The sequence below is a fragment of the Leisingera daeponensis genome, from assembly GCF_019801465.1.
In the GTDB taxonomy this organism is placed as follows: Bacteria; Pseudomonadota; Alphaproteobacteria; order Rhodobacterales; family Rhodobacteraceae; genus Leisingera; species Leisingera daeponensis_A.
In genome coordinates, this window is sequence record NZ_JAHVJA010000001.1 from 229,533 (window position 1) to 248,179 (window position 18,647).

At 65.8% G+C, this 18,647-nt stretch carries 18 protein-coding genes; 10 read left to right on the top strand and 8 right to left on the bottom strand.

The genetic code is table 11. The features are described from left to right. Window positions 1–72 precede the first annotated feature (72 nt). The gene (locus tag KUV26_RS01140; RefSeq protein ID WP_222507049.1) at window positions 73–609 is read right to left on the bottom strand and encodes a YceD family protein; all 537 of its coding nucleotides are present in this window, start codon (window positions 607–609) and stop codon (window positions 73–75) included. A gap of 101 nt (window positions 610–710) precedes the next feature. Between KUV26_RS01140 and KUV26_RS01145 the strand changes: the two genes are divergently transcribed. From KUV26_RS01145 to KUV26_RS01155, 3 genes are all read left to right on the top strand, one after another. After that, a complete protein-coding gene (locus tag KUV26_RS01145) occupies window positions 711–1,184 on the top strand; it encodes an outer membrane protein assembly factor BamE (RefSeq protein ID WP_222507497.1) in 474 nt (157 codons plus the stop codon). A 65-nt stretch (window positions 1,185–1,249) separates the two neighbouring features. Continuing rightward, window positions 1,250–1,990 (top strand): GNAT family N-acetyltransferase, encoded by a 741-nt coding sequence (locus tag KUV26_RS01150; protein ID WP_222507050.1) that lies wholly within the window; start codon window positions 1,250–1,252, stop codon window positions 1,988–1,990. Between the two features lie 69 nt (window positions 1,991–2,059). After that, window positions 2,060–3,868, top strand: a complete 1,809-nt coding sequence (locus tag KUV26_RS01155; protein ID WP_261399696.1) for an ABC-F family ATP-binding cassette domain-containing protein — start codon at window positions 2,060–2,062, stop codon at window positions 3,866–3,868. Between the two features lie 146 nt (window positions 3,869–4,014). Here KUV26_RS01155 and KUV26_RS01160 read toward each other — a convergent pair whose 3' ends face one another. From KUV26_RS01160 to KUV26_RS01170, 3 genes are all read right to left on the bottom strand, one after another. Continuing rightward, window positions 4,015–4,581 (bottom strand): sugar O-acetyltransferase, encoded by a 567-nt coding sequence (locus KUV26_RS01160; RefSeq protein ID WP_222507051.1) that lies wholly within the window; start codon window positions 4,579–4,581, stop codon window positions 4,015–4,017. A gap of 276 nt (window positions 4,582–4,857) precedes the next feature. After that, window positions 4,858–5,613 (bottom strand): SDR family NAD(P)-dependent oxidoreductase, encoded by a 756-nt coding sequence (locus tag KUV26_RS01165; RefSeq protein ID WP_222507052.1) that lies wholly within the window; start codon window positions 5,611–5,613, stop codon window positions 4,858–4,860. A 91-nt stretch (window positions 5,614–5,704) separates the two neighbouring features. Continuing rightward, the gene (locus KUV26_RS01170; protein WP_222507053.1) at window positions 5,705–6,619 is read right to left on the bottom strand and encodes a GNAT family N-acetyltransferase; all 915 of its coding nucleotides are present in this window, start codon (window positions 6,617–6,619) and stop codon (window positions 5,705–5,707) included. A gap of 46 nt (window positions 6,620–6,665) precedes the next feature. Between KUV26_RS01170 and KUV26_RS01175 the strand changes: the two genes are divergently transcribed. After that, window positions 6,666–6,803, top strand: coding sequence for a hypothetical protein (locus tag KUV26_RS01175; protein ID WP_222507054.1), 138 nt, complete (start codon window positions 6,666–6,668; stop codon window positions 6,801–6,803). Window positions 6,804–7,191: 388 nt separating this feature from the next. Here KUV26_RS01175 and tyrS read toward each other — a convergent pair whose 3' ends face one another. Then, window positions 7,192–8,445, bottom strand: coding sequence for a tyrosine--tRNA ligase (tyrS, locus tag KUV26_RS01180; protein ID WP_222507055.1), 1,254 nt, complete (start codon window positions 8,443–8,445; stop codon window positions 7,192–7,194). 144 nt (window positions 8,446–8,589) lie between these two features. Between tyrS and KUV26_RS01185 the strand changes: the two genes are divergently transcribed. Next, window positions 8,590–9,699, top strand: a complete 1,110-nt coding sequence (locus tag KUV26_RS01185) for an anhydro-N-acetylmuramic acid kinase (RefSeq protein WP_222507056.1) — start codon at window positions 8,590–8,592, stop codon at window positions 9,697–9,699. Between the two features lie 79 nt (window positions 9,700–9,778). On the opposite strand, the gene KUV26_RS01190 is transcribed toward KUV26_RS01185, so the two are convergent. After that, entirely contained in the window at window positions 9,779–10,693 is a 915-nt protein-coding gene (locus KUV26_RS01190) for a fatty acid desaturase (protein WP_261399697.1), read from the bottom strand. Between the two features lie 44 nt (window positions 10,694–10,737). Next, window positions 10,738–11,157 carry a cupin domain-containing protein gene (locus tag KUV26_RS01195; protein ID WP_222507057.1) on the bottom strand — a complete coding sequence of 140 codons (420 nt, stop codon included), beginning with the start codon at window positions 11,155–11,157 and terminating at the stop codon, window positions 10,738–10,740. Window positions 11,158–11,214: 57 nt separating this feature from the next. Between KUV26_RS01195 and KUV26_RS01200 the strand changes: the two genes are divergently transcribed. After that, on the top strand, window positions 11,215–12,633 hold the full coding sequence (locus KUV26_RS01200) for a protein adenylyltransferase SelO (protein WP_222507058.1): 1,419 nt from the start codon (window positions 11,215–11,217) through the stop codon (window positions 12,631–12,633). Between the two features lie 142 nt (window positions 12,634–12,775). Next, window positions 12,776–13,480 (top strand): endonuclease/exonuclease/phosphatase family protein, encoded by a 705-nt coding sequence (locus KUV26_RS01205; protein ID WP_222502320.1) that lies wholly within the window; start codon window positions 12,776–12,778, stop codon window positions 13,478–13,480. 236 nt (window positions 13,481–13,716) lie between these two features. On the opposite strand, the gene KUV26_RS01210 is transcribed toward KUV26_RS01205, so the two are convergent. Then, window positions 13,717–15,027 (bottom strand): DEAD/DEAH box helicase, encoded by a 1,311-nt coding sequence (locus KUV26_RS01210; protein WP_315900049.1) that lies wholly within the window; start codon window positions 15,025–15,027, stop codon window positions 13,717–13,719. Window positions 15,028–15,377: 350 nt separating this feature from the next. Between KUV26_RS01210 and KUV26_RS01215 the strand changes: the two genes are divergently transcribed. The 3 genes from KUV26_RS01215 to eno all read left to right on the top strand — a co-directional run bounded on the left by KUV26_RS01215 (window position 15,378) and on the right by eno (window position 18,352). Continuing rightward, window positions 15,378–15,791 (top strand): Fur family transcriptional regulator, encoded by a 414-nt coding sequence (locus KUV26_RS01215; protein WP_222502321.1) that lies wholly within the window; start codon window positions 15,378–15,380, stop codon window positions 15,789–15,791. Between the two features lie 202 nt (window positions 15,792–15,993). Next, on the top strand, window positions 15,994–16,893 hold the full coding sequence (locus KUV26_RS01220; protein ID WP_222507059.1) for a DMT family transporter: 900 nt from the start codon (window positions 15,994–15,996) through the stop codon (window positions 16,891–16,893). A 184-nt stretch (window positions 16,894–17,077) separates the two neighbouring features. After that, on the top strand, window positions 17,078–18,352 hold the full coding sequence (gene eno / locus KUV26_RS01225; RefSeq protein ID WP_222507060.1) for a phosphopyruvate hydratase: 1,275 nt from the start codon (window positions 17,078–17,080) through the stop codon (window positions 18,350–18,352). Window positions 18,353–18,647: the final 295 nt, after the last annotated feature.

Genomic DNA, 18,647 nt, shown 5'->3' on the forward strand with positions numbered 1-18,647 from the left:
CGCAAGCTGTTTTTTAGGGCAGGGGCGGGGGCGGCGCCAGAGGCGATTTTCTGCGCTGCAAAAAATCTGTCCTCAATCCTCATCCTTCAGCTGGCTGCGCAGCGCGGCCAGGCCGGCAAAGGGCCGGGTGTCCTCGTCCCGCATCGGCTGCACCCCGTCCTCGGCGTAGACCGCCTCGCCCAGCTCGGCGCCGGCCTTGCGCGGGTAGGCCGGGATGTGCAGCGCCAGCGCCTCGGCCATCACGGCGGCCGGATCGATATGGCTGCCCAGAGGTTCGATGCTGTCGTCCTCCGGCATTTCGACCTCAGCGCCTTCCGGGGTTTCGATGCGGGCCAGGTAGGTGATCTCGACCGGCTCCTCGATCCGTGTGGTCACCGGCTCCAGCGTCACCACGCAGTCCTGCACCACGGTGGCGCCCAGGCGCCCGGTCAGTTTCCAGTCCTTCTTGCCCATCGCCCTGATCTCGCCGGCGAAGCGGGCCTTGCGCAGGCTGTTCACGCCGAATTCCGCGGCCAGCGCGGCAAGGGCGTCCTTGCCCGGAGTTATTTCGAAGGCGGTCGGGGCGTTCTGCGGCAGGTCCGCCACCCGCAAAGCGGTGCTGTCAGACATAATCGGGGACTTTCGTTTCTTGAACCGGAGGCGGTCATTAGGTAATCGGGATGAAAGACGTATTCAAGCCGCCGGACATGGCGGCAGGCTGGGGGGCAGTCATGGTTGCAAAGGCATTTCACTTCAAGGCCGTTTTGCGCGGCGCAGTATTTGCGGCGGCAGGGCTGGCACTGGCGGCCTGCACGTCCGTCTACCGCAAGCATGGCTACGTGCCGACGCCGGACCAACTGGCCGAGGTGGTGCCGGGCATCGACACCCGGGATTCGGTGGCGGAGACCATCGGGCGGCCGTCCTCAACCGGCGTGTTGAACGAAAGCGGCTATTATTACGTCGCCACCCGGTTCCGCCATTATGGTGCCAAGGCGCCGGAACCGGTGGCACGCGATCTGGTGGCGATCAGCTTTGATGCCGCTGGCGTGGTGCAGGGGATTGAGCGCTACAGCCTGGAAGACGGCAAGGTGGTGCCGCTGGAGCGCCGGGTGACCAGCTCCGGGGTGCAGGACAACACCTTCCTGCGCCAGCTGCTGGGCAGCCTGGGCAACTTCGGTCCCGGCCAGATCCTGGATACCGAATAGGGCGGCTTCACTGCTCTGTCACAGCACGTATGCTATGGGCTGAGCCGGAGAATGGGGAGGCTGCGATGGCAGAGCAACGGGTGCTGCTGAGCAAGGGGCGTTACCGCGCCCGGCTGGCGTCGGGAGCCGCGGATGTGGCTGCTGCGCAGGCCTTGCGCACGCTGTGTTTCCAAACCGCCGGGACGGATTGCGATGCCTATGACGGCAGCTGCGAGCATGTGCTGCTGGAGGATCTGCGCAGCGGCACGCTGGTCTGCTGTTTCCGGCTGCTGGTGCTGGAGGGCGGCGAAGGGCTCTCGCGCAGCTACTCGGCGCAATTCTACGACCTGTCGGCGCTGCGGGCCTTTGAGGGGCGGATGGCGGAGATGGGCCGTTTCTGCATCCACCCGGACTGGCAGGACCCGGACATTCTGCGCATCGCCTGGGGGGCAATGACGGGGTTTGTCGATGCCGAGGGCGTGGAGATGCTGTTTGGCTGTTCCTCCTTTGCAGGCACCTCCTCCGAGGAATACCTGGACGCTTTCGCGATGCTCAAGCACCGCCACTTGGCGCCCCAGCGCTGGCTGCCGCGGGTGAAGGCGCCCGATGTGTTCCGCTTTGCCGCCCGGCTGCGGCGCAAGCCGGATGCAAAGAAGGCGATGCTGCGGATGCCGCCGCTGCTGCGCACCTATCTGATGATGGGCGGCTGGGTCAGCGATCATGCGGTGGTGGACAGCCATATGAACACGCTGCATGTGTTCACCGGGCTGGAGATCGGCGCGATTCCGGCGGCCCGCAAGCGGCTGCTCAGGGCGGTGGCCGGGTGAATTTGAGTATTTTCGGAAAGATGAACAGGGAGCGTTGACGCGATTTTGCCGCCGGGGTAGCTGGCTGGCATGGCACGTATTCCTCTTTTGCAGATGACCGGCATTTCCCTCACTTTCGGGGGCGATCCGGTTTTCGCCAACCTCGATCTGGTGGTGCAGCCAGGCGACCGGGTGGCGCTGGTGGGCCGTAACGGCTCGGGAAAATCCACCCTGATGAAGGTGATGGCGGGGATTGTTGAAGCCGACCAGGGCGACATCGTGGTGCCGCCGGGCAAATCCGTCGGCTACATGGAGCAGGACCCGAAGATGGAGGGGTTTGCGACGCTGGGCGATTTTGCCGCCAGCGAACTGGACCCGGGCGAGATGTACAAGGTGGAACGCGCGGGCGAGGGGCTGAAGTTCGATCCGGCGCGGCCGGTCGAGACCGCCTCGGGCGGCGAACGCCGCCGCGCCGCTCTGGCTAAGCTGATGGCCGAGGCACCGGACCTGATGCTGCTGGACGAGCCGACCAACCATCTGGATATCGAGGCGATCACCTGGCTGGAGAACGAACTGAAGGCCACCCGTGCGGCGTTTGTGCTGATCTCCCACGACCGCGCCTTCCTGCGGGCGCTGACCCGCGCCACCCTGTGGGTGGACCGCGGCGAGGTGCGCCGCCAGGAGAAGGGGTTCGAGCATTTCGAAGCCTGGCGCGACAAGATCTGGGAAGACGAGGACATGCAGCGCCACAAGCTGAACCGGCTGATCAAGTCGGAAAGCCGCTGGGCGGTGGAAGGCATCTCGGCCCGGCGCAAGCGCAACATGGGCCGGGTCAGGGCGCTGCAGGACCTGAAGGCGGAACGCGCGGGCCAGATCAAGCGCCAGGGCACCGCCGAGATGGCGCTGGAGGCCGGGCCGAAGTCCGGCCGCAAGGTGATCGAGGCGGAGGGGCTGAGCAAGGCGTTCGGCGGCAAAGAGATCGTCCGGGATTTCTCGCTGAAGGTGCAGCGCGGCGACCGGGTGGCCTTTGTCGGCCCCAACGGGGCGGGCAAGACGACGCTGCTGAAGATGCTGCTGGGCATGGAAGAGCCGGATGCGGGCGCGGTGCAGCTGGGCACCAACCTGGAGATTGCGCTGTTCGACCAGACCCGCGATCAGCTGGACGGCGATTCGACGCTGTGGGAGAACCTGACCGCAGACCCCTTGCTGGGGATTTCCGGCAAGGCGGATCAGGTGATGGTGCGCGGCCAGCCCAAGCATGTGGTGGGGTACCTCAAGGAATTCCTGTTCGATGAGCGCCAGGCGCGGGCGCCGGTGCGCTCGCTGTCGGGGGGCGAGAAGGCGCGGCTCTTGCTGGCGCGGCTGATGGCGCGGTCCTCGAACCTCTTGGTGCTGGACGAACCCACCAACGATCTGGACGTCGAGACGCTGGATCTGCTGCAGGAGCTGCTGGACAATTACGACGGCACCGTGCTGCTGGTCAGCCACGACCGGGATTTCCTGGACCGGGTGGCGACCACGACGATTGCGATGGAAGGCGACGGCAAGGCCACGGCCTATGCCGGCGGCTGGAGCGACTACATCGCGCAGCGCGGGCCGCTGGAGGCGGCGGAACGGCCCGAGAAGGTGAAACCCGCAAAGCCAAAGCCCAAGCAGGAGAGCCAGCCCAGGGACGGGCTTAGCTTCAAGGAGAAGCACCGGCTGGAAGCCTTGCCCGGCGAGATCGAACGGCTGGAAGCGGAGATCGGCAAGCTGCAGGAGCTGATGAGCGATCCGGAGCTGTTCACCCGCGAGCCGGTCAAGTTCAAGAAAGCCACCGAAGCGCTGGTCGAGCGGCAGGAAAAGCTGGCGGCGGCTGAGGAGGAATGGCTGCTGCTGGAGGAAAAGGCCGAAGGCTGAAGCGGCTCATTTCAATTAGGACAGAGAGGCTGACCAAATGTTTCACGCGCGAAACATTTTGTCAAAGTTTCTGCCGTAAAACTTTGAAATTCATCAGAAAATGTTAAGGGCTGGTTAAGGCGGCGGACGCAGGCTTTACGGTTTGATCACTGGCCGGACCACCCGTTCCGGGGGCGGGCCGGATTGCCCGCCACTGTTTGACCGGCGGCCACGCTGCGGGTGACGACGGCCCCGGCGCCGACAATGGCGCCATCACCGATGGTGACGCCGGGCAGAATGATGGCACCGCCGCCGATCCAGACATCTGAACCCAGGGTGACGGGATAGGCGATCTCCAGTCCCTGCGCCCGCAGCGCCCTGTCCTTGTGGTGCTGGGCGCAGTAGATCTGCACATTCGGCCCCAGCATGGTGCCGTCGCCGATGGTCACGGGCGCAGTGTCCAGAATGGTGCAGCCGGCGTTCAGGTAGACGCTGCTGCCGAGGCTGATGTTGAGGCCGTAGGCGCAGTGGAACGGCGCCTCGATCAGGCAGTTTTCGCCATGCCCGGCAAAGAGTGCGGCGAGCGGCGGGCTGAGGATTTCCGCCGGATCAGGAGGCGCGGTGTTGTGCTGATGCACTGCAACGCGGGCCTGGTGGCGCAACGCCGAGAGTTCGCTGTCCAGGCAACAGTACCACTCGCCCGCCTGCATCTTCTGCCGTTCGGTTTTTGTCATCGGTGCCTCCGTGCCGGGGGAGAGAACACCGGGTGCTGTGGCTTGTCAATTGGCGGAGGGCTCCCGCGCCCGCAGGTGCCCTGGCTGCGCCAAGGCACCTTTGTGCGGCCTTGGGCCGCGCGTTGCTGCGCAACGCCTATGTTTTCTGCTGAGAAGCGCTTGCGGGGCAAGTGTGCTCCGCAAGGCGCCATATCGAGTGTGTTTTCCGCTGATTGCGCGTCAAGGGTGAACCGTGCTGCGCACGGCGGTTTTGCCGCCCTTGACCCGCAACCCGCGTCAGCGCATGCGCAGGGCGCCGTCGATGCGGATGACCTCGCCGTTCAGATAGCCCATCTCGACGATGAAACCGGCGAGGCGGCCGTATTCGCGCGGATCGCCCAGGCGGGCCGGGTTGGGCACGTCGGCGGCGAGCTGCTGCTGCACCTCTTCCGGCAGGCCGGCCAGCATCGGGGTCATGAAGATGCCCGGCGCGATGGTCATCACCCGGATGCCCATCGAGGCCAGATCGCGCGCCATCGGCAGGCACATGCCGGCAACCCCGCCCTTGGAGGCGGCATAGGCGGCCTGGCCCTTTTGCCCGTCAAATGCGGCGATGGAGGCGGTGTTGATGATCACGCCGCGGGCCCCGTCTTCGTCCGGCGCGTTCTTGGCGATCTCGGCAGCGGCGAGGCGGGCGACGTTGAAAGTGCCGACGAGGTTGATGTCGATGGTCCGCTTGTAGGCGTCCAGCGGATGCGGGCCGTCCTTGCCCACGGTCTTGGCGCCGATGGCGATGCCCGCGCAGTTCACGCAGGCGGTGATCTTGCCCATCTTGTCCGCCGCGTGGGCGATGGCGGCGGCGACCGACTCCTCGCTGGTCACGTCTGTCTGGGCGAAGTGGCCGCCGATTTCTTCCGCCACCTGGGCGCCGCGCCCGGCGTCGCGGTCGAGGATGGTGACCTGGGCGCCCTGTTCCGCAAAGTAGCGCGCGGTGGCCTCCCCCAGGCCCGAAGCGCCGCCGGTGATGATGGCTGCGGTGTCTGCAAGTTTCATGAGCGGGGCTCCTCCCGGTTATCTGAACATGTGTTCATATAATGGAGGCGCCGGGCGCCTGTCCAGCGGGACGGGGCGTCGCGCGCGCCGGTCAGGTCATTTGCCGCCGGTCGAACACGGCGAGGGGGCGCAGCAGGCGGCCGAGCGGCGGCCAGAAACCCCAGGTGCCGCCCAGCCGGTGCAGTCGCGCACCGGTGCCGAGCTTGAACCGGGCAAGGCCCGCCGCGTCCTCGGTGTTGATCAGGCCGAGGTCGAGCTGGCAGATGCCCTTGGAGGAAAGCCAGCTGGCGGCCTCCCACAGCAAAAGCGGATGGGCGCTGAGGTATTTGCCGCGGGCGGTGGTGTGGGCAATGTGATAGGTGGCGGCGCCGCCGTGGGTCAGGATCAGGATGGCGGCCACCGCCTGCTTGCCCTCGAACGCCTGGAAGAGTTTCGCCTGGCCCTTGTTTTCGCGCGCATAGGCGAGGGTGAGACCGATGGGCCAGCTGCGGTAGCCGCGCGCGCTTTGCTGCCTGGCGTCGGCCTGGAACAGCCAGTGGCGCACGTCATGCGGCATAGTCTGGCGGGTCAGCCGGAGGTTCTGCGCCTCGCCGTGCTTCAGCCGGTTGCGCCATTTCTGGTGCAGGGCGGCGCGGCGCAGGTCCGGATCGCCGCTGAGGTCCCAGAGCGCGGTATGCGCGGGCGTGACCAGCGGCACCGCTCCCAAGCGGCACAGATGCGGGGAGGGCGCCTCCGGCGACAGGATCAGCGGGGTGCGCCCCAGACCGGCGGCGTGCAGGGCAGCCATCATCGGCGCTGGGCGGGAGAGGTCCGCCCGGTTCACCATTGCCAGGCGCAGGCCGCCGGGGAGGCGGCGGTGTAGCACCAGCGTGCCGTCGAGCATCAGCGGATCCTGGCCGCAGGCCATCAGCGCGCGGGCAAACTCCGGCGATTGCTGAAGGGGGCGGGGCTGGCAGCGGGGGGCTGCCGTCGCGGGCAAATCGGGATCGGGGGCGCTGTCGAACATGGGTCCATTAACGCGCTGGAAACCTAAATCATGGTTAACTTATCCCATGAAAGGGACAAAACAGATCATGGGGCAGGCGGCAAGGGCGCCGCGGATAACCAAGACGGCAGCGCTGCTGGTTGCTTTTGGCCTGTCGGTGCCGGTGTTCCTGGTGCTGACTTTGATTGAGGCGCTGTTTTTCTAGCGCTCGGAAAGGCTCCCGCGCCCGCAGGTGCATTGGCTGCGCCACTGCGCCACTGCGCGGCCTTGGGCCGGGCGCCGCTGCGCGGCGTGAAGGTTCCCTGAGAGGCGCTGCAGGGCAGGTCTGCCCCTGCGGCGCCGTAATCTGCCTGACTAGGCCGCCATCGCGCCAGCGGTAGACCACGCTGTGCGCGGCGGCGGTGCCGTCCTTGACCCGGCGCTGGCCGGTGAGCCGCGGGTTGCGTCCGAAGCGGTGCCGCAGCACGCGCCAGCGTACTGCACGGCCCAACCATGAAGGCCCATCTGTAATGGGGCTGGAATGGGCGGGAGTGCTTGCGGGCATGAAAAAAAGGAGCCCGGAGGCTCCCTTTTTTAGTTCATCTTCAGGCGGCTCAGCCGGCCAGCTGCACCAGCGCGTGGCGCTTTTTGCCCGCGCTCAGCTTGATCGGCGAGGACAGGGCGCCAGCGTCGATCATCAGCCCGGCATCCGTCAGCGGCTGGTCGTCCAGCTTGGCGCCGTTCTCGGCAATCAGGCGCTTGGCGTCCTTGCCGGATTTCGCCAAGCCGGATTTGACGATCAGCTGCACGATCGAGATGCCGTCGCCCAGGTCCGCAGAGGACAGGGTCAGGGTGGGCAGGTCGTCGCCGACGCCGCCCTTCTCGAACACCTCGCGGGCGGTGGCCTCGGCTGCGGCGGCGGCATCCGGGCCGTGCAGCAGCTTGGTCACCTCATTGGCGAGGATCACCTTGCCCTCGTTGATCTCGGAGCCCTGCAGCGCGCCGAGGCGTTCGCATTCGTCGACCGGCAGCTCGGTGTAGAGCTTGAGGAAGCGGCCGACGTCGGCGTCGGTGGTGTTGCGCCAGAACTGCCAGAACTCATAAGGCGAGAGCATCTCGCCATTGAGCCAGATCGCGCCGCCCTGCGACTTGCCCATCTTGCGGCCGTCCGAAGTGGTCAGCAGCGGCGAGGTCAGACCGTAGACCTCATGGTCGATCACCCTGCGGGTGAGGTCGATGCCGTTGACGATGTTGCCCCACTGGTCGGAACCGCCCATCTGCAGGATGCAGCCGTAGCGGCGGTTCAGCTCCATGAAGTCATAGGCCTGCAGGATCATGTAGTTGAATTCCAGGAACGACAGCGACTGCTCGCGGTCGAGGCGCGATTTCACGCTCTCGAACGACAGCATCCGGTTCACCGAGAAATGGCGGCCGATGTCGCGCAGGAACTCGAGGTAGTTCAGGTTGTCGAGCCATTCCGCGTTGTTCAGCATGATGGCGTCGTTTTCGCCCTCACCATAGGTGAGGTAATTCGCGAAGACTTTCTTCATGCCGGCGATGTTGGCGTCGATCTGTTCAGGGCCCAGCAGCGGGCGTTCGTCCGAGCGGAACGAAGGGTCGCCCACCTTGGTGGTGCCGCCGCCCATCAGGGTGATCGGCTTGTGGCCGGTCTTTTGCAGCCAGCGCAGCATCATGATGTTCAACAGGTGGCCCACGTGCAGCGACTGCGCGGTGGCGTCATAACCGATATAGGCAGGCTGAACCCCCTTCAGCAGCGCCTCGTCCAGGCCCTGGTAATCGGTGCAGTCGGCCAGATAGCCGCGTTCCATCATTACAGCGATGAAATCCGATTTGGGAGTGTAGGTCATGACATGCCTCGGTCTCTTGGTTTGCACCCAGCCCCTATAAATCGCATCGGGGCCGGTTGGAACCTGTTTTCCCGGCAATTTATGCGCTGTATTGTGGCGCACGAACGGGCGGCACGGCCCGGATGGTTGGAAGGGGCAGGGGCGATGAGCAAGGCCATTGCAAAAACGGGGGCGGTCAGGGCGCTGGGCGCGATGAGCGGCACCTCTCTGGACGGGGTGGATGCGGCTGTGGTGGTGACCGACGGCGCGCGCATTCACAAGTTCGGTGAGAGCGTTTACCGCGAGTATTCAGCAGAGGAGCGCAGTGTGCTGCGCGCAGGGCTGGGAAAATGGGCAGGGCCGGAGGTCGAGGCCGCGGCGGCGGTTTGCGATGCGGCCCATGCGGCGGCGCTGGCCGGGTTCGGGGATGTGGAGATCATCGGCTTTCACGGCCAGACCCTGGCCCATGCGCCGCGGCGGCAGGGTACTCTGCAAGTGGGCGACGGGGCGGCGCTGGCGGAACGGCTGGGCAAGCCGGTGGTCTGGGATTTCCGCTCTGACGATGTGGCGATGGGCGGCGAGGGCGCGCCGCTGGCGCCGTTTTTTCACTTTGCCTGCGCCAAATACATCGGCGCCGAACGTCCCCTGTGTTTCCTGAACTTGGGCGGGGTCGGCAACCTGACCTATGTGGATCCAAGGTTTGAGCGGCCCGAGCAGCCGGGCGCGCTGCTGGCATTCGACACCGGCCCGGCCAATGCGCCGGTCAATGATCTGGTGCAGGAGCGGCTGGGCATTCCCTGGGATGCGGACGGCAAGGTGGCGCGCTTGGGCAAAGTGGAAACCGGTGCGCTGGAGCTGTTCCTGGCCGAGCCGTATTTTGCCAGAATGCCGCCCAAGTCGCTGGACCGGAATGACTTTGCCGAGATGGTCGGGCTTGTGAACGAGTTGAGCGACGCGGATGCGGCAGCCACACTGATTGCCATGTGCGCGGCCGCCGTGGCGCAGGGGATGGAGCATTGCCCGGAGCCGCCGGAAGCGGTGCTGGTCACCGGCGGCGGGCGGCACAACCCGGTGCTGATGGAGATGCTGCGGGTGTCGCTGGACTGCCCGGTGAAACCGGTGGAGGACGCAGGGCTGGACGGCGACATGCTGGAGGCGCAGGCCTTTGCCCATCTGGCGGTGCGGGTGGCGCGGGGCATGCCGACCTCGGCGCCCGGAACGACGGGCGTGAGTGCCTGTGTCGGCGGCGGCGTGGTCAGCGTGCCGGGGGCGTGACCGGAGGCGTGGAAGCAAGAGGTCTTGAAACCCCTTGCCAATTTTCTTTTGAAGAATTGTTTCCTCTATGGCAGGCGGTTCAGTGGGAAAGCTGGCGGATGTAGTCTGCGGTGAACGCCCGGTATCCCCGTGACGTGGACTTCAGGTGCGCCTGGGTGATGGCATGGAAGGCAGGCAGCTGGTGGAAGGGCACATTCGGGAAGGAATGATGCTCGGCGTGGTAAGGCATGTTCCAGGCCACGAAGCGTACCAGCCGGCTGGTGAAGGTGGTGCGGGAATTTTCCAGCATGTTGGCCACGGCTGGGCACAGCCCGTGTTCTGCCAGCAGGTAGGCGCGCAGGACCGGCTGGCCGATCAGCAGCGGCGCGATCCACAGCCACAGGACCACAGGGGAGATCAGAAGCGTCAGCAGCGCGGCGGCGTAGATGGCCAGGAGCAGCCGCGCCTCCAGCCGCATGTCCGCATGGCGGCGCCCGGGCAAGTAGGGCGCGTTGATGGTGCCAAAAGCGTTGCGCCCAAGGGTTTGCAACATGCCTTTCCAGTAGCCCCAGCCGCTCAGATACAAGAGCCATTGGCCGAAGGTCTCGGGCCGTCCGCCGTGTTCCAGTTCAGGGTCGCGCTCCGGGTCGTTGGTGAATTTGTGGTGCGCCAGGTGGTAGTAGCGGAACCAGACAAAGGGCAGCGCGATGGCCAGGGCGCAGAAATGGCCCGCGGCCTCATTCAGCCACCTGCTGCGGAAAGGCGTCTGGTGGGTGCATTCGTGGCTGAGGGTGAAGAGGAACACCAGCAATATGCCCTGCGGCAGCATCAGCAGCGGCCAGAACGGCAGTTGCAGGGCGATCCCGGCGGTGCAGGCGGCAAGAGCCGCGAGATACAGCGCGAGATGCCGCAGGCCCGCCGCGTCGGAGCGGGCGGTCAGCGCCGCCTTTGTGTCCGGCGGCAGAGATTTGATCAGGGCGGTGTGATCCAGCGGGCGGTCCATATGCGCAGACATATGGACAGTCTTGTCCAGTCAAGTGATTCGCCGCAAGGGCCGGGTCAGCCGCGCGGGATATCGAAATCGGGGTCTGCAAGTTCAAACCCCTCGAACTGGAACCCCGGCGAAACCGTGCAGCTGACCAGTGTGTAGTCCCCGGTGCTGCGGGCAGCCTGCCAGTGGCCCTGAGGCACAATCAGCTGCGGCGCTCCCTTGGTGAGGTCAGGGGTGAGCAGGTGGTCCTGCGCCGGGCCTGCATCGGTCGCCGCCATCGACAGCACCAGCGGCGCGCCGGAGTGGTAGAGCCAGATTTCCGCCGCGTCGACGCGGTGCCAGTGGCTGCGCTCGCCAGCCTTCAAAAGAAAGTAAATACAGGTGCCTGCGGGGCGGCCTTCATTCTCCGCGCGCCAGGTTTCCTTGTACCAGCCGCCTTCGGGGTGCTGCTGCAGGCCCAGGTGCTGGATGATCCGGTCTGCGTCCATTGCTGCTCTCCCTGCTTTGGTGCTGGTAAATCTCTATTCCAGTCATATGTTTGGGCCATGACACTCATGATCCCCTTTGACAACACCTATGCCGCCCTGCCGGGGCAGTTCTACTCCAAACTGCCGCCGCAGGCGGTGAAGGCGCCCAGGCTGGTGGCCTTCAACGAGGATCTGGCGCGGATCATGGGGATCGCGCCCGGTGAGGCGGTGGAGATGGCCGAGGTGTTCAGCGGCAATCAGGTACCTGAGGGGGCCGATCCGCTGGCGCAGCTTTACTCCGGGCATCAGTTCGGGACCTACAATCCGCAGCTGGGCGACGGGCGCGCGATTCTGCTGGGCGAGACCGTCGGAACCGACGGCAAGCGCCGGGACATCCAGCTGAAGGGCTCGGGCCGCACGCCGTACTCGCGGGGCGGCGACGGGCGCGCCTGGCTGGGGCCGGTGCTGCGCGAATATGTGGTGAGCGAGGCGATGCACGCGCTTGGCATTCCCACCACGCGGGCGCTGGCGGCAGTGGAGACCGGCGAGACCGTCTGGCGCGAAGGCGGCCTGCCCGGTGCGGTGCTGACCCGGGTGGCGGCAAGCCATCTGCGCGTTGGCACCTTCCAAGTGTTCGCCGCGCGGGGCGACAAGGTTAGCCTGCAGCGGCTTACAGAATATGCCATCGCGCGCCACTACCCTGAGGCCGACGGGCCGATGGGGCTGCTGCGCGCCGTGCGCGATGCGCAATCACAGCTGATTGCTGCCTGGATGAGCGTGGGATTCATTCACGGGGTGATGAACACCGACAACTTCTCGATTTCCGGTGAGACCATCGATTACGGGCCGTGCGCCTTCATGGATGTCTACCACCCGCACACGGTGTTCTCCTCGATCGACCGCGGGCGGCGCTATGCCTATGCCAACCAGCCGACCATTGCGGTGTGGAACCTGGCGCAGCTGGCCACCGCGCTGATACAGCAGCTGGATGACCCGGAGGCGGGAGTGGAGGAAGCGACCGAAATTGTGCATGCGATGCCCGCGCTGACCGAGGCGGCCTGGCTGACCCGCTTCCGGGCCAAGCTGGGGATCACCTCGGCGCAGGACGGCGACCTGGAACTGGTCACTTCGCTGCTGGGGCGGATGGCAGAGAACCAGAGCGATTTCACCAATACCTTCCGCGCACTGGCGGAGGGCAAGGCACGGGACCAGTTCACCGATCCCGCAGCCTTCGATGCCTGGGAGAATGACTGGCAGGCGCGGCTGGCGGATGAACCGGATCCTGAGGCGGTGATGCGCGCTGCTAACCCGGCCTTCATCCCGCGCAACCACCGGATCGAGGAGATGATCGCAGGCGCGGTCGCGGGCGATTACGCGCTGTTCCACCGCCTGAGCGCGGTGCTGGCCGCCCCTTACCGGGATCAGCCGGAGCATAGCGACCTGCAGCGCCCGCCTTTGCCGGAAGAAGTGGTGCAGGCGACATTCTGCGGCACCTGATCCGCGGTTCATCCGGCTGGGTTTATGCCGCAGGTGAATTGAGCGGGGGCAGACCGCCCCCTGCTGCCGCTCTGCGGCGGGATGACTGTTGTGCCGGAGCGGTGTCCTGAGCCACACTCTGGTTGAGACCCGGGACAAGCAAATGCCAGAAAAATCCCTGCCTGACACGATGCGGATCGCCACCTACAACATTCAGAAGTGCGTCGGCATGGACCTGCGCCGGCGGCCGGAGCGCATCCTGCAGGTGCTGGAGGGGCTCAAGGCTGATGTGGCGGTGCTGCAGGAGGCCGACAAGCGGCTGCCGCCGCGGCCCGCGGCGCTGCCGCATTTCCTGGTCGAGGAAACCGGCTGGCAGGCGGCGGACCTTGGCGGCGCCGGCTCGCTGGGCTGGCATGGCAACGCGGTGCTGTACCGGAACGGGGTGCAACTGCGGGCCAAGGGCCATATCGCGCTGCCGGGGCTGGAGCCGCGCGGCGCCGTCTGGGTGGAGCTGGAGACGGCGCTGGGGCCGGTGCGGGTGATCGGCGCGCATCTGGGGCTGACCGGCCGGGCGCGGCGTGAGCAGATGCACACCCTGGCGCGGGCCGCGAAGCGCGATGACGCAGCCGTGGTGCTGGCGGGAGATTTCAACGAATGGTCGCGCACCCAGGTGCTGGAGCATATCGCCCCGGCGCTGACCTTTCTGCCGCCACGGCCCAGTTTTCCGGCGCTGCGTCCGCTGGGTCCGCTGGATAGGATTGCCCATTGCAAGCGGCTGAAAGCGGTGGCGCATGGGGTGCATGGCAAGCGGCCGGCGCATATCGCCTCGGACCATCTGCCGGTCTGGGCGGATTTGCGGGCTGTCTGACTGCCTTTGAAGAGTGAGCGCTCCCGCGTCCGCAGGTGCTTCAGGCTGCGCCTGCAGCCCCCTTGCGGCTTTGGGCCCGGCGCTGCTGCGCAGCGCTGTTTTCTGCTGAGAGGCGCTTAAGGGCAGGTTTGCCCTTAAGCGCCATTGCAAGTGTTTTATGTGCTGATCCGCGTCAAGGATGAACAGCGCTGGCGCGCTGCGGCTTTGCCGTCGTTGACCCGGGTCAGCACGGAGGGTTAGCGCGCGCGCTGCTTCTGGCTGCGGCGCTGGGCGTTGCCGGGCTTGCCGGCCTGCGGCTTGCCCTGGCTGTTGCCGCCGCCACCGCCACGGCGGCGCTGACCGCCGGGTTTGCCGCCGCGGCGCCCGCCGGGACGGCCGCCCGGTTTGCCTGCGGGGGCTGCCGGGTCGGGCATGGCTTCCCAGGCGCGGCCGGAGGCGACGGGGATGGAGATTTTCATCACTTTCTGGATCGCCTTCAGGTCGTCCATTTCATCCGGGGCGCAGAAGGCGACCGCCTGGCCGTCCTTGCCTGCGCGGGCGGTGCGGCCGATGCGGTGGACATAGGCGTCCGGCACATTCGGCAACTCGTAGTTGTACACGTATTTCACGTCCGGAATATCCAGGCCGCGCGCCGCCACGTCGGTGGCGACCAGCACCTTGATCTCGCCTTCCTTGAAGGCGGCCAGGGCGCGTTCGCGCTGGCCCTGGCTCTTGTTGCCGTGGATGGCAGCCGCCGAGAAACCCGCCTTGTCCAGCGTCTTCATCAGCTTTTCCATCCCCCATTTGGTGCGCCCGAAGACCAGGGTGCGCTCATCCTTGTGCTCGTTCAGCAGTTCCTTCAGCAGGTCCAGCTTGGCGGCCTTTGCGATGAAATGCACCGACTGGGTGATCTTGTCGGCGGCCTTGCCCGGAGGCGAGACCTCGATCCGGACCGGGCTTTGCAGATACGAATTTGCGATTTCGTTCATCTGCTTGGGCATGGTGGCCGAGAACAGCATGGTCTGGCGCTCGGCCGGGATCAGCGCCGCGATCTTGCGCAGGGTGTGGATGAAGCCGAGGTCCAGCATCTGGTCGGCCTCATCGAGCACCAGGAAGTCGCAGGAGCCGAGGTCCAGCGCGCCGCGGTCGAGGATGTCGATCAGGCGGCCCGGGGTGGCGACCAGGATGTCGGTGCCCTTGGCGATGCGGGCGATCTGCGGGTTGATGGAGACGCCGCCGACCACCAGGCCGACTTTCATCGGGGTGCCTTCGGTAAGGCCCTTCAGCGTGTCGGCGATCTGGTTTGCCAGTTCGCGGGTGGGGGCCAGCACAAGGCCGCGCACGGTCATCGCGGCAGGCTTGCGGCCGTATTCCAGCATCCGTGCAACCAGCGGCACGCCGAAGGCGGCGGTCTTGCCGGTGCCGGTCTGGGCCAGGCCCAGCACGTCCTTGCCGTTCAGGGCATGGGGAATGGCGCGGGCCTGGATCGGGGTGGGGTCATTGAGACCCATGTCCTTGAGGCGGGCGAGGAGCTTCTCAGGCAGCCCCATGGTCGAAAATTCAGTCACGTATCGTCCTTTCACGGCCCTGCGGTCTGCACTGGCCGGGTCCGCTGCACGGCAGCGGTTTCATGCGGGGCAGGGACCTCGGGCGCGCGCTGGCCGGATGCCAGGCCGCTGGCCTCTGCAATCCCCACGCGTGATTTTGGGAATGGCGGCATATCACTAGACCCCGGATGGTCTGTCACGCACAGGCGGTGCGTCCGGTTCTGGTCTCTGCTCACGCGGCAGGGAGGGATGCCTGGGAGCCAAATGGCTGTGGATAAGCCGTTTGTCAACTGCTGATGCAGGCGAAAAGCCGGTTTTCGCGGGCAAACGCATCCGTTAAAGAGGAACCCCAGAAAACCGCGAGGACGCCAATGGCAAAGACGATTATCGCCCGCTGCGAGCGCAAGGGGCTGCGCATGACCGGCCAGCGCCGGGTGATCGCCCAGGTGCTGCAGGACAGCGATGATCATCCGGATGTCGAAGAGCTGTATGCCCGAGCCAGCGCGATGGATGCAGGCATTTCGATCGCCACGGTCTACCGGACGGTAAAGCTGTTCGAGGAAGCGGGCATTCTGGAGCGGCTGGAGTTCGGTGACGGGCGCGCGCGCTACGAAGACGCGGAGCGGGAGCATCACGACCATCTGATCGACATGAATTCCGGTGAGGTGATCGAGTTCTGCGATCCCGAGATCGAAGAGCTGCAGGAACGGATTGCCCGCAAGCTGGGATATGAGCTGCGCGGTCACAAGCTGGAGCTTTACGGGGTGCCGCGCAAGGCGGATTGAACCCGCCGCAAGGACTGAGTTCTTGGAGAAAAGTGACAGCTCCGCAGGTTCGCGGGCAGGCGGCGCATCACAAGAATTGATGTGTGTGCTCACGACTTGTCATGTTTCGAGGTCGGAAACAGAGTTGCCGGCGCTTGGGCGCTGATGTCTTTTGCCCGGACGGACCGGCATTCTGGCGGTTTGAAAGACGGGACGCGCGAACATGAACAATCTGCACGGCATTCTGCTGGTCATCGCCTCCATGGCGGCCTTCACTCTTGAGGACATGTTTATCAAGCAGATGGCAGGCTCATTGCCGGTTGGCGAGATCCTGATCTGCCTGGGGCTGGGCTGCGGGCTGATCTTTGCGGTGATGGCCAAGCTGCAGGGCAACGCCCTGTTCGCGCCGCGGGCCTGGCGGTTGAAGCCGGTGCTGCGGGCGGGAACCGAGGCGGTTTCGGCGATGGGGTTTGCCTCGGCGCTGGCGCTTGTCGACATCTCCACCGTGGCCGCCGTGTTCCAGGCAACCCCGCTGGTGATCACCATGGGCGCGGCGCTGTTCCTGGGCGAAGATGTGGGCTGGCGGCGCTGGCTGGCGATCTGCACCGGCTTTGCCGGGGTGCTGCTGATTATCCGGCCCGGGCTGGACGGATTCGAGCCCGCGGCGCTGCTGGTGATTGTCGCCGTCCTGGGCGTGGCTGCACGCGATCTGATGACCCGGGTTATGGACAGCGCGGTGCCCTCCTCGGTGGTGAGCTTTCAGGCCTATCTGTCATTGGTTCTGGCGGGCGGCTTGCTGCTGGCCTTCACGCCGGGCGAGGCGCGGATGCTGGAGGGCGGCGAATACGGCATGATGCTGGGCGGCATCGTCTTTGGCGTCATGGGCTATTACGGCATCGTGGTGGCGATGCGGATCGGTGATGCTTCGGCGGTCACCCCGTTCCGCTACACGAGGCTGCTGTTTTCGATTCTCGTCGGTGTCATCGTCTTCGGCGAGCGGCCTGACACGCTGACCCTGGCCGGGGCCTCGCTGATCATCGGGTCCGGTCTGTACACATTTGTCCGGGAGCAGCGGCTGGCCCGGCGCGCCCGCAGGGCGACTGCGGCAGCGGCTGCGGCCTGAAGTCCCAGGGCGGCGGACGGCGGCAGGTTCTGCGGAGCTGTTGGCGCAAACAGGGCATTGTTAGCCCTAAACCGCCGCTTTTATGCGTGTTAGCGATAACGAGCCCGGTTTACTTTCCGGCAGCGGCTGGTATGACGCTGGCAACAGACCGCGCCGCTTTCAGGCACCAACCAAGGACGGACAGATGAGCACCATTATCGACATTCACGCCCGTGAAATCCTCGACAGCCGGGGCAACCCGACGGTTGAGGTTGACGTGATCCTGGAAGACGGCACCATGGGCCGCGCGGCGGTGCCCTCGGGCGCCTCGACCGGCGCCTACGAGGCGGTGGAGAAGCGTGACGGCGACAAGTCCCGTTATATGGGCAAGGGCGTGCTGGAAGCGGTGGCCGCGGTGAACGGCGAAATCGCCGAAGAACTGGTCGGCTTTGACGCGACCGAGCAGGTGGCCGTTGACCAGGCGATGATCGAGCTGGACGGCACCGACAACAAAGGCCGTCTGGGCGCCAATGCGATCCTGGGCGTGTCGATGGCAGTGGCCAAGGCCGCCGCCGATTTCACCACCCAGCCGCTCTACCGCTACATCGGCGGCACCTCGGCCCGCGTGCTGCCGGTGCCGATGATGAACATCATCAACGGCGGCGAGCATGCCGATAACCCGATCGACATCCAGGAATTCATGATCATGCCGGTGGCCGCGGATAACATCCGCGACGCGGTGCGCATGGGCTCCGAAGTGTTCCACACTCTGAAGAAAGAGCTGTCGGCGGCAGGCCTCAGCACCGGCATCGGCGACGAGGGCGGCTTTGCCCCGAACATCGGCTCCTCCCGCGAAGCGCTGGATTTCATCCTGAAGTCGATTGAGAAAGCAGGCTACAAGCCCGGCGAAGAGATCTACCTGGCGCTCGATTGCGCGGCGACCGAATACTACAAGGACGGCAAATATGTCCTGGCGGGTGAAGGCAAATCGCTGACCTCCGAGGAAAACGCCGACTATCTGGCGGCTCTGGTCAACGACTATCCGATCATCTCCATCGAAGACGGAATGTCCGAAGATGACTGGGACGGCTGGAAGCTGCTGACCGACAAAATCGGCAACTCTGTGCAGCTGGTGGGCGACGATCTGTTCGTGACCAACCCGGCCCGCCTGGCCGAGGGCATCGAGCGCGGTGTGGCCAACTCGATGCTGGTGAAGGTGAACCAGATCGGCTCCCTGACCGAGACCCTGAAGGCGGTCGATATGGCGCATCGCGCGCGCTACACCAACGTGATGTCGCACCGCTCGGGCGAAACCGAGGATGCCACCATTGCGGATCTGGCGGTTGCCACCAATTGCGGCCAGATCAAGACCGGCTCGCTGGCGCGCTCCGACCGGCTCGCGAAATACAACCAGCTGATCCGCATCGAGGAGGCGCTGGGCGAAGTGGCCGAATACGCGGGCCGCTCCATCCTCAAGTAAGGCGCCTGGCGCCCGCGGATGGCGGTACTCGCCTGCCTGAAAGCCCCGCCGCACGGCGGGGCTTTTGCTTTGCCCGCCAGGCTGAGTAAAGGCGGAGAGGCTGGCACAGGCAGCAGGTTTGGTCGAATGCCCTGCGAATACTGCCTAAGCCGGCAGCGGGATGCGATGTGTGCCGGGATGCGGGCCAAAGGGGCAAAAAGGTGTTCGCTGGTGCGGGGACCGGTGCCGCAGGGCGGCGGTTCGGGATCCGGGACATGGTGATCCGGCCGCAGCCGGGGCCGGGCTGGATGAAGCC